Consider the following 14,849-nt stretch of genomic DNA (forward strand, 5'->3'; position numbering starts at 1 on the left):
ATGAATATCTTATTATTTATTATCATTATTATCTTACTGCAATTGCTCATCGGTCATCTCTGGCACAAAGTTGGCATGAGTCGTGGAGTCGCAATCATTCTGTGCTGTCTTCCACTGGGCATCGGGCTTTTCCTAATGCAGCTCTTCTACTACGAACGCCGTTATCCACATTGGGAGCTTGATAAGGCGAAGAAATTGCCGTTAAAGTACATCTATCTTCTCACCTTTGTCGAATTCATCGCATTATATATTTGTATTTTTAAAATGTGAGCCAAAAAGAGCAGGACAATGAACACGCCATTGTCCTGCTCTTTCTTCGTATTCTCTATTTATCTCTTACAATCCGTGCTTTTTATCTAGTAAATGATTCGCATCTGCGTAAAGATACATTAACGTTCCAAACAAAGCAAAGGATAGTACAAACAATATCAACGTTAATATCGTTGCTCGTTTGAAATGTTTAATAAACGCAATAAATAAAATCCCACCATTATATAGGAAGAAAAGACCAAATAATACGAGCATGATATTAATATCTGCGAAAAAGATATTGAATAACAGCACGATTACTGCAAATACAACAAATGGAATTCGAATGAAATTACGTTCAAACTTATATTGTCTTTCATAATAATCTTCATTATGAGTCGTCATAGCATCGCCGCTCCTTTTCCTTAATTATACTGTAAATCATGCACTAAAGATTGTCTATTTCATGACGTTCTTATCAAGTAAACTGCAACATGTCTAGCTGATTTCTTAACCGGTTGACGTCCAAGCCTTCTCCTATCAATACGAGCTTTAATGGCATGTCACTTTCTACTATCTCATAACTTGGTATTCCTGACGCATATTGGAAGAAATAAGTTGCATCAGGCATATCTCGAAAGCGCATATAACCTTTTAACCGCAAGACGTTAGAAGGCAATTTCAAGATGAATTTGTAGAACAACTTCCGATGTACAGGCCCCGTAAAGGTATAAACCAAGCTGTTGATACCGAGATGAGATGTCTTGTAAGATTCAATCGCCGTGCCCTCGGGATGTTCCACAGGTTCAATTTGAGCGAGATCCACCTGCCCATAGGAAGTATACACGCGTGGTGCAAAGGTGTTACTGTAAGACAACAGATGATCGATGTGCTTTAAATAGTCATCCTCAACTAAATCTGTCTTATTAATAATGATAAAATGACTCGCAGCAAGTTGATCACTCATTAAGCGAGACATATCCTGTGAATACTCATCCATAGTCAGTACTCCTTGTGCATCCGCCATCCCGATAATGGTAGGCACAGCTAAGCGGTCCGTTAAATCTGGAAACAGACATGCCGTGTAAATATCGAGGGGCTGAGCGATTCCTGTTGCTTCTATTATAATGTGCGTCAGAGATTGATCTTTCGTTAATTCCATAAGTTGATCAATCAATTCTGTACTCGAATCACAACACACACAACCATTCAATATTGGATACACCTTAGTTTGAGTCTGCTTTATGTCATCTTCAACGTAAAAATTTCCATATTCATTAAGGATAATAGCTAATTTCTCATCATTATTTAATAATTGTTTAATATACTCATTAAGAAAGGTCGTTTTACCACTCCCTAGAAATCCGGTGATAATTGTAACCCGCACTTCTCTGTTTTTTCTTTTCTTCATATTATCACTCATTTCTTTTCGAATGTTTGCGTAAAAATTAAATATTATATTTTATTTGACCTTTAGTAGTTATCTCAGTAATTATCTTCTTACTTGATAAAACAAGGGATATCTTCTACACTTTAATCATACTTTATTTTAGCAATGCAGTGCGAAAAAGTATTTTAAAAAATTTGTATCACACAACAAAGACGGATTCAAATCCGAATACAGAGAGAGAAAATTACGGATAGAATGTCTGGAGGAGAACTTTATGTCTGAACAACTTAATTTGAAGGAGCAACTTTGCTTTAGTTTGTACAATGCTCAAAGACAAGTTAATCGCTACTATTCAAACAATGTCTTCAAAAAGTACAAACTTACTTACCCACAATTCTTAGTTCTTACTATATTGTGGTCAGAGTCACCAGTCAATGTTAAGAAAGTTGTTACTGAACTTGCATTGGACACTGGTACAGTTTCACCACTACTAAAACGCATGGAACAAGTTGACCTAATCAAACGTGAACGTTCCGAAATTGACCAACGTGAAGTGTTTATTCATTTAACAGAGAAGAGTGAACAAATTCGTCCAGAATTAGATTCTGCTTGTAACGAAGTAGCTGAAGCAACTTCACTTACAGAAGACGAATTTAGAGAGCTTAACCGTTTACTCGGTAAGATTATCACTGCTTTTACTGAAAAAGATAAATAATAGACAATTGTTATATATAACTCATATCACAATGGTATATGTGTGAAGTACAAGCGGGAGATGAATCTCATGGTTCATCTCCCGCTTTATTTGTCATCTAAAGAAAGAACGCAGTCGTACTATATCCCTACATTTTTAAGATAATTCAACTACACGTTTCAAGTATGAATCAGTAGACATCAATGTCTCGTAACGATCAAACTCAACAATTTGACCATCGATGACGACTGCCACTTTATCAAACTGAGGTAAAATATTGAGATCATGCGTTGCTACGATTAAAGTCTGCGCACGTTCATGGATTACATTCATCACTTTATCAGCAGTCGCACGATCTAGCGCCGTTGTTGGTTCATCGATAACCCACACCGGCAAATCACGTAAGAGTAAACGCGCCAAACCAAGACGGACTTTTTCTCCGCCTGACAATGTTTGCCCTTCTAAAGTCACCTGCTTATCTAAATCTAAGTGACTTAAGTCTAGCACATCTAATACAGCACGTAACGTCGTATCATCAGCGTCACTGAGTAAGTTCTCTCTCAACGTACCATCAAATAATTGTTGCGATTGGAGGGACCCACTCATCAACGTATATTTCTCTTCGTCAGTGAGTTCATGCATTGGTACACCTTGAATCATTACTTGGCCCGCTTCACTCTGATATAAACCTAAGATAAGTTGTAGCAACGTACTTTTACCAGAACCAGAAGGGCCTATCAACGCCACATGCTCGCCCGCTCTAATATTTAGATGCACATTATGCAATAACTGACTTTCTTGATTCGCATACCTGAAATTCACACCATGGAGTTCGATTTCACTTGCATCAGATGAGATTTCGTCGCTCGTATGTGACACTTCTTGAGATGTAGAATGCGCAATCACTTCATTAATATCATGCCAAGCGCGATCCGTTTCTGCTTTGTAGTAAGCCACATTACTCATCGGTACCGCTTGTTCAAATAACGTGAGCAACATCAAGACGATACTCGTTAAATAAATGACATTGACGTGTCCTGCTTGCACTTGAGCAACCCCAAGCCACAATGTGAGAAAGAGCGCGACCATTGAAACAAGGTTCAATCCAAGGTCATAGAACGCGATAAACTGCTGTTCCTTATGACTCGAACGTTGGTAGCGTTTAAGATCTTCCTCCGCCATTTGTTGATAAGTCGCTTGTTGGTTAAAACGAGAAAGCTCTGAATATCCTACTTTGTAATCGTAAAAGCGACCTAAAAATTGCGATTCATCTTGCGCTACTTGTTGCATATAACGCCGTGCTTTCTTCGCACTCAACCACGGTAGCACACCTAAAGAAATACCCATGCTTACCAAGATGATTAACGCGTGAACGTATGAAAAGAAGATCATTGTTACCAACGTAATGATAGCGGTGATGCCAATGACAATGGGTGGATAGTATACTCTTAAATAAACATTCTGTAAGGACTCCACGCGATTAACGATACGTGCGAGTAAATCACTTGAGCGAAAGCGACGATAGACATCTGGAACGACGGGAACGAGACCGCGATACATTTGAACGCGAACGTCACGCAACATCGTAAACGTTGTCCGATGGGAAAGAAGTCGCTCAATGTAACGTGCAATCGCTCTGAGAAAGCCAAACATTTTAACTGAAACAACCAAGACCATTAACGCAAAGAGCGGTGCACCTAATGCACTTTCTGTCACCATATAGCCACTGAGAAAGAACATGCCAAGTGCAACTAAACTACCAATTATACCTACTAATATTGAAAGAATCAGATCTCTATCCGGTCTAATCTTCATTTGTGGCTTCACCTCTTCCACTCACATACTTCGGTTCGGACCGACGACGCGCATCACTGTAATGAATACCACCGTCGCGCAGAACAATGTGTTGCTGAACGTGATTTAACGTAGAGGCACGATGAGCAATCACAATCATAGCCGTAGTGGTAAAATGTTTGTCAATTGCCTCTTGAATCAGCTGTTCAGTTTCAATATCAAGTCCCGTCGTAGGTTCGTCTAGAATAATTAAATCAGGCCGTAACAATAAGACACGAGATAGTTCCAAACGGCGCATTTCACCGCCTGACAACATTTCTCCGCCTTCACCTATCGGCGTATCTATACCGTGTTGCAAGTGTGCAACCTTATGCTTAAGCCCTACTTCTTCTAATCCTTGCCAAACTTGAGTATCCGTGTACGTCTGGAACATCGTCACATTCTCACGTATCGTTGCATTAAATAAATATGGAGATTGACTTAACATCCCTATTTGTAACTGAGAAGAAGCATACGTTACGGTGCCATGCGTTGGTCTTAGAGACTGGGCAATTAATTGTGCGAGTGTCGTTTTACCTACACCACTAGGCCCAACTAATGCCAGATGTTCACCTTGATGTATATCTAAGTTAATGTGTTGCAACACTTGAGGTTGCTGGGCATCATATCGAAAGCTGACATCATTCAGACGAACGAGCGGTGTCTGCGTCGTATCATAAGCTGCCGTCCGTTGCGTATCTTCCGTTTCATCCAACATATCAAAGACCACATCAGCTGATCCCTCACTTTGTTTACCAGTATGGAAAGACTGACCAAGATCTTTAATCGCGTTATAGAACTCAGGCGCAAAGAGAAGTGCGATGACTGCCGTTTCGAAAGAAATATTATGGAATAAGATGAGCCCTAATCCTACTTCCAAAGCGACAATCCCAATCCCTAGCATACTGATAAATTCCAACATTAATCCGGAAAGAAAGGCACTTTTCAAGATTTGCATCGTCAGCGTTCTAAAGCGCGTACTTTCTTGATCTATTGAGGCGATGGAATCTTCCGTCTTTCTAAAGAGTCTGAGTGTGACAAGCCCCTGGACTTTGTTTAAGAACCGTTGACTAAAATGATTAAGATACGTCATCTTGTCTTTCGCTTCGTCTCGCGTTTTTAAACCAAAAACGATATAGAATAGAGGAATGAAAGGTGCTGTCACTAACATGATCAAGGCAGTGTTAAGATGAATCACACACATCGTTACGATAATAAAAGCTGGCACGAGCATCGATTTAAACACTTGAGGCAGATAATTATTGAAGAATGGAGCGATATCATTGATGCTTTGCGTTAACGATGCGAGTTGAGCGCCTATCGGTTGGGTGAGTCGTCGATTTAACATAGCATTTCTGAGCCGATACTGCACACGTCCGGCTAAGTGATTACCTGCCATGTCATTGGCGCTAGTGAATAGTGCGCGTAACAATAAACTTACTAATAGAATCGCCCACACCGTGAAATGTGGCGCTTCACCATGCATGAGAATACGATGGAGCACTTTACCAATTGCTATATTCTGTGCGATGACAGCACTTGCCACACCAATACTCATCAATCCTAATAACAACAGAAACCATTTATATTGAAATGCATATTGCATGAGTCGTTTCACATTCATCACCTCCATCAATTATAAATCTTCACGTTGAAATATAAATCAATTCGCTTACTGGAACTTTAGACTGAATTAATAGAATTAGTAGCAAAATTTAAAATTCATGTGCTATGATAATGAATTGAAACAAAGATAATATTAATGAATATGAAAGTAGGTAAATTATGATCATCATTGAATTGATTAAAGGGATTATACTCGGTATCGTTGAAGGTCTAACTGAGTTCGCCCCTATATCTTCTACTGGGCACATGATTCTCGTAGATGATATTCTCTTGAAATCGAAAGAATTTCTCGGACCTGAATCTGCTTTTACCTTTAAAGTAGTGATTCAACTCGGCTCAGTATTCGCAGCAGCGTGGGTCTTCCGCGAACGTTATTTCGAAATGTTACATATCGGCAAATATAAGAACGAACCTGTGGACGGCTTCCGCTCTAAACCGAAACGACTAAACTTGTTTCATATCTTGATTGGTATGATTCCGGCAGGTATACTTGGCGTGCTCTTTGACGATTTGATTGAAGAATATCTATTCAGTGTACCTACAGTGATGATTGGGCTACTCATCGGCGCATTCTACATGATCGGTGCTGATATCGTGAGTCGTCGCATCAAGAACCCACAAACGGTCGACCAAATCAGCTATTTCCAAGCGTTCGTAATTGGTCTATCTCAAGCCGTAGCGATGTGGCCAGGGTTCAGTCGTTCAGGCTCAACGATTTCTACAGGTGTATACATGAAGATGACGCATAAATCTGCATCTGACTTCACCTTTATCATGTCCGTACCAATCATGTTAGCCGCAAGCTGTCTCTCACTTGTGAAACACATTGGTAGTATTCATGCGACAGATATTGCTTTCTATTTCCTAGGCTTTGTCGCAGCATTTATCGTTGGCTTAATCGCGATCAAGACGTTCTTACATTTAATCAATAAGGTCAAATTAATTCCGTTCGCTATCTATCGTATTATCTTAGTCGTGATTATCGCCATTCTTTACTTTGGTTTCGGCTTAGGTACTGGCATTAGTGGTGAATAATAAAACGCACTTAAGGATATGTTCAGACATTCTAAACCGATGATTGCATCGTTACGTCTGGAACATATCCTTTTTTTACTATCTCAACTAGCTCTAGAAGAGACGTGTTATAATAAAAGTTAAGTGGTGCAGTAAGCCAAAGTTTACTGCCGAACGTTAAGGGGTATTAGACAACATAGTATAGATGAATATGGAGGCAACGTATATGGATAAACAGAAACTTATTCGCACAATCGTGACAGTCGCACCAGTATTTCTCGTGCCATTAATCACTGAACGTAAACGTATCAAAGAACATCCAGATGTTAAACGTGCTGCCGATGCTACAGGTCGTGCATCGAAGAAAGTCGCGCATAAATCCGTGGACTTTAAAGACGCAGTTGTTGATAAATCTGGAGACGCTAAAGACTACGTTGTTGAAAAGAAACATCAATATGATCAAAAACGCAGATTGAAACAAATCGCGAAACAAAATGATCCGAAATACATCGAAAAGCAAGAAAAGAAACAAGAGAAGAAAGACCGTAAAGAGGCGCACAAACTCGACAAAAAGCTAGAGAAAAAAGCTGAAAAACGTCGCAAACAAGAAGCAAAAGTACAAAAACAGAACGAAAAACAACGTCAAAAAGATCTTAAAAAAGCCGACAAACACATGAAAAAAGCTGGCTTTACACCGAGCGAACTTGACGATGCTGCTACGCAAAAAAGCAAACAGCTCACACATGAACAAGTTCAGAACGAACAAGCAGAGCTCGCTCAGAAAGATCGTCGCGCTGCTACTAACCAAGATAACGGTGCACGCTAAGATGTTTAACCGCATACTTATAGATGGAGATGCTTGTCCAGTCATTGATTCAATCGTTGAACATACTGAAGGGACAGGCATCTCCGTACTTATATTACGCAGTTATAGCCATTTCTCGCTGAATAATTATCCGGAACATGTCGAAGTCACATACGTAGACGACGGTCCAGATGCTGTAGACTACAAGCTTCTTGCCATCAGTCGTCCCACTGATTTAGTGATCACGCAGGACTATGGATTGGCTAGCTTACTTCTCGACAAAGTCTATCAAGTTCGTCACCATAATGGTAAGCTATATAATAGTAAAAATATTCAACAACTATTAGATCAACGACATCAATCTGCACAATTACGTCGTAGTGGTGTCCGTACGAAAGGTCCTTCAAAGTTCAGTGCAGAGCAGCGACGTCAATTTGAACGAGTGTTACAACGATTGATTGAACAGGATACAAGATAGGAGGAAACAATTGTGAAACGAATTGCAGTCTATTGCGGCGCAAGCAAAGGTCGAAATGAAATTTATGTCAAAGAAGCGTACCAACTTGGTAAATATATGGCCGAACAAGGTTACGAGCTCGTCTTTGGCGCTGGTTCTGTGGGCATTATGGGTGCGATACAAGACGGCGTACTCGATGCAGGCGGCCACGCGATTGGTGTCATGCCTAAGATGTTAGATGAGAAAGAGATTACAAGTCAGAAAGTGAGCGAACTCGTGCTCGTCGATTCCATGCACGAACGTAAGAATAAGATGACTGAACTTGCAGATGCCTTTATCATGGCACCAGGTGGAGCAGGTTCTCTCGAGGAATTCTTTGAAATGTACAGTTGGTCTCAAATTGGTATCCATCAGAAACCGATTGCTGTCTTCAATATCAACGGTTTCTTTGAACCGCTTCAAAATATGCTCGATGGAATGATTTCAGAAGGCTTTATTGATGCTAAATACAAGAATCTCGCACCTCTGTGCGATACGAAAGAAGCATTGCTCGAAACGCTTGAGAACTATCAACCACTCGGTGTGCGTACGTACGATTAAGAGTTGTTGGTAGCTTTAGGTAAAATGCGTGGTTATTGCGCGTGTGAAATTAGCGTTTCGTTTGAATATAAAAGCGCCAGTCGGATCGATAATGAGTTTGAACCTCGTCGACTGGCGTGATTTTGTATTGGATTAAAGAGATTTAAATTTCGGAGATTTTAATGGTGACTCACACTAACGCATTTAATTTACAGGATCTACCTCCCTATTTAATTAACAAGACCTACCTGGCTCGCTAACGTTTGGTCATGAGCTAAAATGGTATCCACAGCCTCACTGAGGCGCTTAATATAATCTTGATGATGCGCTTTCACTTTTTTTACCTTTGATTTCTTATCATCAAGTTTCTCTTTATGGTCAGTCAACACAATCTTTTTCGTTACGCCCCCTATCTGTAACGCTTCTAGAATTTCATCTTCATCCAATTGACTCCCTAAATCTTTAGCATCTTCAAGCCCGTTATTCCAGATATAATCATATTCGCCGATGGTATGGTTATATAAGTCGATTAAATTATCTAAATCTGTATTCAACTCCTTCTTCAAGTGGTTCGCCACAGCTAAGGCATTTGAATCATCTAAATACTTCAGAGCTGTCTCAGTGAGCATCCCACCAATCTTCTATTTCTACATGGGTACGCTTTATTTTCCTCTATAACAAAAAAAGCCCTATAACACACCTACACAACGCGTGTCATAGAGCTTGTTTTAACTATTTTAATGTCTAATTTTACCTAGTAATGAAGAAACTGCATACCAGAATGGCTTAATCGGTTTAATAAAGTCACCGATGTACTCTTCGACATGCGCATTAAAGCCTTTCTTGAACTGTTGAACGCCGGCGTCTTCAGCATCCTCACTGAAGTCACCCGTGATACCATAGAAATTGTAGCGTTCAATACCGTTCTCTAATGCGAACTTGGTCATTTCCCATTGTAAACGATAGGCGCCCATGTAACGGTTGTATTTCGGATTGGAACCGCTCGATAAGTAATACACTTCGTGCTCGTTGTGAATGTAAAGGGCTGCGGCTAAATCTAATTCTTTACCATCTGTTTGAATCATTTCTTCTGTTTCAGCAATCTTGCGTTGGTTACCATTAAGTTGCTGAGTAAGCTGATTATGCTTGTTCTTCTGTTTCTTAGAATTTGGACTCTCTTCTAAAGCTGTGTTAACTTCCGCAATCTGTTGCTCTAAATCATCATGTTTCTCGCGTAAAGTCGTCAAATATTTGTCTAAATCTACATAAGCTAATTTTAATGAAGCATTGTCACCATAGACTTTCTGCATGTATTCAAAGTACGCTTCATCTCTGAATTTAAAGCCATGCTTTTCTTCAGCCATATGGAACAAACGATAGAACTTAGGCGTTTCCTCTATAGACAGATCTTTAACTTCTACGCCCATTTCATACGTCTTTTTAATATTACGACGTGTTTGATAGTCCATCTCATTCAGTACTTCTTTACCATTCTTACCTTTGAGGTCGAGCACGGAAAGCCAGCGAATTTGACTCATATCTGAATAACCTGTCGTATAACCTTGATGTTTATAGCCGAGCTGTTCGAGTTCTTTTTTAAAATGCTCATTATGATAGCGTTCGAGAATTTCACCATCTGCATTGCGCACACTTTCTAATAGATATGGATCTACTAGGACATAAAGGCAATTTTCTTTTTTAAGATAGTCTGCCAGATTTTTAAAGAAAAAGTTCACCAGTTCAATGTTGTTATAATCCATCACTGGTCCACGATGCGTATAGAAATAGTTAAAGAATTTGAAAGAACGTGCTTTCGTTAATAAACAAGCAGCTAACACGCTCTCACTGTCATCTTTCACACCTAATAAATAGGCATCTTGAAAGTGTTCAGCTCGATATTCATAATGCGCTGCGCTTTGAGTATAATGCGAAAAATGGTGATCGACAAATTCTTGAAATTCTTTAGTTGTAAGTTGAGTAAAATACATAGCGTAACTCCTTTATAATCATGACATCTCTTATTTCTACTTACTTTACAATGTTAAGAAACTTACAGCTTATTGTAACATTCTTTTAATATATTCGTCATATTGTACACAGCTTAACAATGGTAGGCTAGCCATTCTGCACTAACACCCACCACTTAAGAGGACGTTAAATCTTTATAGTATCTGACGTGGCGTTTTAACGGATGGTATTTTCCCAAATTAGGATATTCAAAGTCGTCGTAGTGCGACATCCCTATCTTATCCATCACTTTACGCGAACTCGCATTTCCTTCCGCCGTCAATGCATAAACTTCAGTGATACCCTGCTCCTGGGCATACGCTAACACCGCTTCAGCTCCTTCAGTCGCTAGGCCGTTCCCCCAAACTTCAGGAATCAGCCGCCAACCTATTTCGTAAAATGGTAGCTCTTTAAACCGATACTTACTTTCTTTCGGCAAATAATTCAAACCGATAAAGCCTAACCACTCGTTCGTTTCCTTTAATTCAACGGCAAACAATCCAAGTTGATGTTTATGAATAATATCATTCATGAGTCGCATATCCACTTCAGATTTACGATAACTCAACAAATCAGGAAAGTAACGTCTCACTTGCTTATTCGCGTTCATTCTTTGAAAGGGCAGTAAATCTTTCTCGTTCCAATCCCTCAATATTAAACGGTCAGTTTCTATATAAATAGTCATATTCACACCTCTGATCCATCTCTGCTATACAGTAAATGAAAAGGGATGTTAATGACGTTGTTTCATGCGTTTCCTCGTCTAACATCCCACAGACTGTTCTATTTATAGTTGTTGGAAATCTCATCAAATTCAACTACATTTCATGCTATGACATTCCCTATTGATGTGTAGTCTCATCGCTATCATGCGCGACAGGTGTCATTATGATTTCGTGATATAGCTAATGAGTTCCACGTGTACAGGTACTTCCTTCAAGCGTTTACGTTCTGATTTAGGTGCCGTAAACGTCGCATCAATGAAATCACTTTGGTTATTCAAGTGATATGTAGCTACAAACGTATCTGTATCAGATTCGAAATTAGGTAAATGCGCAATGACGCGTTTGATTTCGCCAGTTGAATCTACAATTTCACGTCCTGTAATATTTTCAAGTTCTCTACCTAATTCTGGTAAAGTAATTGATCGACCTTCTAATAAACTGAATTCTTGTTCATGCATTTCGATTCATCTCCTTACTCTGATTACCCATCATCTCAGCACTTTTTTGTAGTGGCGTGCGCACCAACGTTGTTTATCTTCACCATTTTTAATTCTATTATTTGATAGCTTTCCTATAATTATCCTTTTTAATACCCTTTTTTTAAAATAGTTAAACGTCTACACGAGAAGTTCAAATCAGGCGTTGCTAATTCAGGATTCAGGGTTTAGCGCTTAACGCTCTCGCTTGCACTTCATATATTATACAGCGAACGGTTTGACTTCGCAAAATGAGACTGACATTAGTAGCGTTCATCCTGTGCATCCCTAGTCTTTTGAGGAATTCGAATCGCTATCTTCGTCACTTTCAGAGGCAGTTGGACTATCTTTGTCGTCACTGTCCGCATCCTTATCTTCCTCTTTATCACCTTCATCGCTGTCACTCTCAGAATTAGAGCCGTTCACATCATTTTGAAGATCTTTTTCCTTATCTTTAAGCTTATCATTTTCCTCTTCAAGCTTTTTCTTTTCTTTTTTCAATGATTTATTCTCTTTTTCAAGTTTCTCTGAATCTTTTTGTAACGACGCTTTTTCGTTACTTTTACCACAAGCAGACAGTGTCAGCGTTGCGGCGAGAATCAATACTAACCATTTCTTCATAAATGGACTCCTTTACTCAATATTTCATATTTATTCTACCATTTCAGATCACGAAGTTCATGGATCAACTTAAATCGTCGTCGTTTTACAGATAAAAGTAAAGAGAGACATTCCTTCCAACTTCACAACTTAATCTCATATAGAAATAAGAATTGATTTATTTAAAATACTTCGTCATAATATGTCATAATACGAATTTATTAATACAAAGGACTGCTGACGACAATGAAATCTACCGATAAACTCACACGCGAGAACAACGTTAAAGCGCTGAGGCTAAACAATACCGACCGAGAAATCTTTGAGAACTACATGGCGTACGTTCGAGCAGAATTACGGGTGAACTCACATGACTCTGAGAAGATGCTGAACCGCATACTCAAACGCTTACTCGTGGCCGAAGACAAAGGCACACATGCGATGGATTTCTTTGACCATGACCCTAAGGCGCACGCGCGCAAAGAGATCAAAGCGTTACCTAACGAAACCTTTATCAATATATGTAAATATATTATTCAACATTTCATATTGTTATTAGGTTTGTTCTGCTTTCTTAAAGGGTTTATTGGGTTCTTTATTCGAACTTCACGGATTTATTTATATACTTTCCCTATTACGATTGTAGTAGGTATTGTTATCATCTTTCTTTTTATTTGGATGTTGTTTAAAACGATACAGATGCAGTGCTTTTCTAAATCACATTGGTCGTGGATATTGGCGTATATCATTATTTTGTGTCTAATGATTTCGTTATTCTATGTTATTTTTATCCCGCAATCATTTTTAGCATTCGGTCCCTATATTCGAGTAGGCAATTGGACCTTTATTCTCATATCGATTGCGTTAGTTCCAATTTCATTATATATTGATCATCACTTTGTAAATAAAGATGCGAATACGTCGTTATAATATAGAAATAAGGTTATCCCTCTACCCAGAGTTGATTAATGTCCTCTGAGGAAAAGGATAACCTTTTTTTATTACGCTACTCGTTCTTTCCTATTTATATACATATTAACTAATAGAAGAATTAAACCGATTAATGTGAGTAGTGGTGCAATGAAACTTAAATATTGTATAGGTAAACTTTCAACAACGACGCCTCCGATAAAGGCCCCGAGTGCATTTCCAAGGTTAAATGCTGATTGGTTCAGCGTGCTCGCTAAAGTAGGTGCGTCTTGAGACACCAAAGTACTTTTAAACTGCAAGGAAGGGCTCATACTGAAACCGATAAAGCCAAATAGGAAGATACCTACGACCATCGCCACGGCACTCATCTGAATAAAGTAAAGCGCAATGAAGTAAATGATGAATGTGATAAAGATGAGTTGCAAGGCACGGTTCAAGTTCCAATCCGCGAGCTTACCTCCGAAGATATTTCCAAGAGTCACACCTACGCCAAAGATGATGAGCATACCAGAAATGAAGTGCTCAGGTATTTCAGTGACATCCGTCAATATCGAAGAAATATACGTGAAATAAGCAAAGACACTACTGAAGCCAAAGAGTGTAATGCCTAATGTGAGCCACATTTCTTTCTCTTTCAGAATACGAAGTTCTTTCAACATAGATGACTTCACTTCTTCACGCGTCATTGGTACGAAGAAGACGATACCTAATAAAGCGATGAAACCAAGTATAGCGATGACGACAAAGGTCATTTGCCATCCAAGATTCTGACCGATGAGTGTACCGAATGGCACGCCTAAGATGTTACTCAGACTGAGCCCCATAAACATCAATGCCATGGCACTTGCACGTTTCTCAGGTCTCACCATGCTTGCGGCAAGAATAGAGCCAATGCCGAAGAATGAGCCATGTGCTAATGACGTGATGATACGGCTTGTTAGCATAAAGGCGTAGTTAGGACTCAAAGCCGCAGCAACATTACCAACTATGAATATTCCCATCAACGTCAGCAACAAATATTTACGGTTCCATTTAATTGTTAACATGACGAGAATGGGACCGCCGATTGCTACACCCAACGCATAACCGGTAATCAGCTGTCCTGCGTCACTGACTGAGACATTCAAATCGCGCGCCACATTAGGGAGTAACCCCATGATGACGAATTCTGTCATTCCAATCGCAAACGCGCCAATGGCTAACATCCAAATTGCTACAGGGTACTTCATTTCTAGCCCTCCCTCTTATTTATTATCGATGACATTATATATCACAAATTTTGTAATAAAATTACACGAGAGCGATTATACTAAAAATGAAGTCCTTACCTCAACCCCTTTACTTAACTTTTTCTTATGAAAACGCACTCAATTCTAATTTCCACTAATATCCCTACTAGTAAATTCAGTTGAGCGTAGCCACCTTAGCCTAGAAAGCTTGCACACTAAAAATAAAAAAACGACC

General features: G+C 39.3%; 17 protein-coding genes. 7 read left to right on the forward strand and 10 right to left on the reverse strand.

What is annotated here, in order from left to right; all coding sequences use genetic code 11:
* On the forward strand, positions 1-270 hold the full coding sequence (locus CD126_RS00130; RefSeq protein WP_198465100.1) for a hypothetical protein: 270 nt from the start codon (positions 1-3) through the stop codon (positions 268-270).
* A 66-nt stretch (positions 271-336) separates the two neighbouring features.
* On the opposite strand, the gene CD126_RS00135 is transcribed toward CD126_RS00130, so the two are convergent.
* Both CD126_RS00135 and CD126_RS00140 read right to left on the reverse strand, forming a co-directional pair.
* Positions 337-654 carry a hypothetical protein gene (locus CD126_RS00135; RefSeq protein ID WP_002471804.1) on the reverse strand — a complete coding sequence of 106 codons (318 nt, stop codon included), beginning with the start codon at positions 652-654 and terminating at the stop codon, positions 337-339.
* Positions 655-727: 73 nt separating this feature from the next.
* Positions 728-1,660 (reverse strand): CobW family GTP-binding protein, encoded by a 933-nt coding sequence (locus CD126_RS00140; protein ID WP_049408106.1) that lies wholly within the window; start codon positions 1,658-1,660, stop codon positions 728-730.
* Positions 1,661-1,913: 253 nt separating this feature from the next.
* Here CD126_RS00140 and mgrA point away from each other — a divergent pair, with 253 nt between their 5' ends.
* The gene (gene mgrA / locus CD126_RS00145) at positions 1,914-2,354 is read left to right on the forward strand and encodes a global transcriptional regulator MgrA (protein WP_002472550.1); all 441 of its coding nucleotides are present in this window, start codon (positions 1,914-1,916) and stop codon (positions 2,352-2,354) included.
* A gap of 135 nt (positions 2,355-2,489) precedes the next feature.
* On the opposite strand, the gene cydC is transcribed toward mgrA, so the two are convergent.
* The gene (cydC, locus tag CD126_RS00150; protein ID WP_232620110.1) at positions 2,490-4,148 is read right to left on the reverse strand and encodes a thiol reductant ABC exporter subunit CydC; all 1,659 of its coding nucleotides are present in this window, start codon (positions 4,146-4,148) and stop codon (positions 2,490-2,492) included.
* Positions 4,138-5,790, reverse strand: a complete 1,653-nt coding sequence (locus tag CD126_RS00155; protein WP_082143060.1) for an ABC transporter ATP-binding protein/permease — start codon at positions 5,788-5,790, stop codon at positions 4,138-4,140. Before CD126_RS00155 ends, cydC begins: the two co-directional genes overlap by 11 nt.
* Before the next feature lie 161 nt (positions 5,791-5,951).
* Between CD126_RS00155 and CD126_RS00160 the strand changes: the two genes are divergently transcribed.
* The 4 genes from CD126_RS00160 (at position 5,952) to CD126_RS00175 (ending at position 8,668) form a co-directional block, all read left to right on the forward strand.
* Positions 5,952-6,827, forward strand: coding sequence for an undecaprenyl-diphosphate phosphatase (locus tag CD126_RS00160; protein WP_049408101.1), 876 nt, complete (start codon positions 5,952-5,954; stop codon positions 6,825-6,827).
* A gap of 205 nt (positions 6,828-7,032) precedes the next feature.
* Positions 7,033-7,632: a hypothetical protein gene (locus tag CD126_RS00165; protein ID WP_002472512.1), complete on the forward strand. Its 600-nt coding sequence runs from the start codon at positions 7,033-7,035 to the stop codon at positions 7,630-7,632.
* A 1-nt stretch (position 7,633) separates the two neighbouring features.
* Positions 7,634-8,089, forward strand: a complete 456-nt coding sequence (locus tag CD126_RS00170; RefSeq protein WP_103369860.1) for a YaiI/YqxD family protein — start codon at positions 7,634-7,636, stop codon at positions 8,087-8,089.
* A 12-nt stretch (positions 8,090-8,101) separates the two neighbouring features.
* On the forward strand, positions 8,102-8,668 hold the full coding sequence (locus tag CD126_RS00175; protein ID WP_049408096.1) for an LOG family protein: 567 nt from the start codon (positions 8,102-8,104) through the stop codon (positions 8,666-8,668).
* Between the two features lie 209 nt (positions 8,669-8,877).
* Here the strand turns inward: CD126_RS00175 and CD126_RS00180 are convergent, their stop codons facing one another.
* The 5 genes from CD126_RS00180 to CD126_RS00200 all read right to left on the reverse strand — a co-directional run bounded on the left by CD126_RS00180 (position 8,878) and on the right by CD126_RS00200 (position 12,476).
* Positions 8,878-9,276 carry a hypothetical protein gene (locus CD126_RS00180; protein ID WP_049408095.1) on the reverse strand — a complete coding sequence of 133 codons (399 nt, stop codon included), beginning with the start codon at positions 9,274-9,276 and terminating at the stop codon, positions 8,878-8,880.
* A 108-nt stretch (positions 9,277-9,384) separates the two neighbouring features.
* The gene (locus CD126_RS00185; protein ID WP_049408091.1) at positions 9,385-10,635 is read right to left on the reverse strand and encodes an aminoacyltransferase; all 1,251 of its coding nucleotides are present in this window, start codon (positions 10,633-10,635) and stop codon (positions 9,385-9,387) included.
* 155 nt (positions 10,636-10,790) lie between these two features.
* Complete coding sequence (locus tag CD126_RS00190) at positions 10,791-11,339, reverse strand: GNAT family N-acetyltransferase (RefSeq protein ID WP_049408089.1); 549 nt, start codon at positions 11,337-11,339, stop codon at positions 10,791-10,793.
* Between the two features lie 201 nt (positions 11,340-11,540).
* Positions 11,541-11,837: a hypothetical protein gene (locus CD126_RS00195; protein WP_002472533.1), complete on the reverse strand. Its 297-nt coding sequence runs from the start codon at positions 11,835-11,837 to the stop codon at positions 11,541-11,543.
* A gap of 306 nt (positions 11,838-12,143) precedes the next feature.
* Positions 12,144-12,476 (reverse strand): SA0632 family lipoprotein, encoded by a 333-nt coding sequence (locus CD126_RS00200; protein WP_049408087.1) that lies wholly within the window; start codon positions 12,474-12,476, stop codon positions 12,144-12,146.
* A 225-nt stretch (positions 12,477-12,701) separates the two neighbouring features.
* Between CD126_RS00200 and CD126_RS00205 the strand changes: the two genes are divergently transcribed.
* Positions 12,702-13,385, forward strand: a complete 684-nt coding sequence (locus CD126_RS00205; RefSeq protein ID WP_049408086.1) for a DUF1129 family protein — start codon at positions 12,702-12,704, stop codon at positions 13,383-13,385.
* Between the two features lie 71 nt (positions 13,386-13,456).
* Here CD126_RS00205 and CD126_RS00210 read toward each other — a convergent pair whose 3' ends face one another.
* The gene (locus CD126_RS00210; protein WP_103369861.1) at positions 13,457-14,614 is read right to left on the reverse strand and encodes an MFS transporter; all 1,158 of its coding nucleotides are present in this window, start codon (positions 14,612-14,614) and stop codon (positions 13,457-13,459) included.
* Positions 14,615-14,849 lie beyond the last annotated feature (235 nt).

It is taken from the genome of Staphylococcus pettenkoferi, from assembly GCF_002902685.1.
Classification (GTDB): Bacteria; Bacillota; Bacilli; order Staphylococcales; family Staphylococcaceae; genus Staphylococcus; species Staphylococcus pettenkoferi.

Excerpts from the sequence above, each read along its gene's own strand:
- CD126_RS00160 (WP_049408101.1), top strand. The coding sequence starts at position 5,952 with ATGATCATCATTGAATTGATTAAAGGGATTATACTCGGTATCGTTGAA.
- cydC (WP_232620110.1), bottom strand. The coding sequence starts at position 4,148 with ATGAAGATTAGACCGGATAGAGATCTGATTCTTTCAATATTAGTAGGT.
- CD126_RS00195 (WP_002472533.1), bottom strand. The coding sequence starts at position 11,837 with ATGCATGAACAAGAATTCAGTTTATTAGAAGGTCGATCAATTACTTTA.
- CD126_RS00170 (WP_103369860.1), top strand. The coding sequence starts at position 7,634 with ATGTTTAACCGCATACTTATAGATGGAGATGCTTGTCCAGTCATTGAT.
- CD126_RS00180 (WP_049408095.1), bottom strand. The coding sequence starts at position 9,276 with ATGCTCACTGAGACAGCTCTGAAGTATTTAGATGATTCAAATGCCTTA.
- CD126_RS00135 (WP_002471804.1), bottom strand. The coding sequence starts at position 654 with ATGACGACTCATAATGAAGATTATTATGAAAGACAATATAAGTTTGAA.
- CD126_RS00130 (WP_198465100.1), top strand. The coding sequence starts at position 1 with ATGAATATCTTATTATTTATTATCATTATTATCTTACTGCAATTGCTC.
- CD126_RS00165 (WP_002472512.1), top strand. The coding sequence starts at position 7,033 with ATGGATAAACAGAAACTTATTCGCACAATCGTGACAGTCGCACCAGTA.
- CD126_RS00140 (WP_049408106.1), bottom strand. The coding sequence starts at position 1,660 with ATGAAGAAAAGAAAAAACAGAGAAGTGCGGGTTACAATTATCACCGGA.
- CD126_RS00185 (WP_049408091.1), bottom strand. The coding sequence starts at position 10,635 with ATGTATTTTACTCAACTTACAACTAAAGAATTTCAAGAATTTGTCGAT.
- CD126_RS00200 (WP_049408087.1), bottom strand. The coding sequence starts at position 12,476 with ATGAAGAAATGGTTAGTATTGATTCTCGCCGCAACGCTGACACTGTCT.
- CD126_RS00210 (WP_103369861.1), bottom strand. The coding sequence starts at position 14,614 with ATGAAGTACCCTGTAGCAATTTGGATGTTAGCCATTGGCGCGTTTGCG.
- mgrA (WP_002472550.1), top strand. The coding sequence starts at position 1,914 with ATGTCTGAACAACTTAATTTGAAGGAGCAACTTTGCTTTAGTTTGTAC.
- CD126_RS00190 (WP_049408089.1), bottom strand. The coding sequence starts at position 11,339 with ATGACTATTTATATAGAAACTGACCGTTTAATATTGAGGGATTGGAAC.
- CD126_RS00205 (WP_049408086.1), top strand. The coding sequence starts at position 12,702 with ATGAAATCTACCGATAAACTCACACGCGAGAACAACGTTAAAGCGCTG.
- CD126_RS00155 (WP_082143060.1), bottom strand. The coding sequence starts at position 5,790 with ATGAATGTGAAACGACTCATGCAATATGCATTTCAATATAAATGGTTT.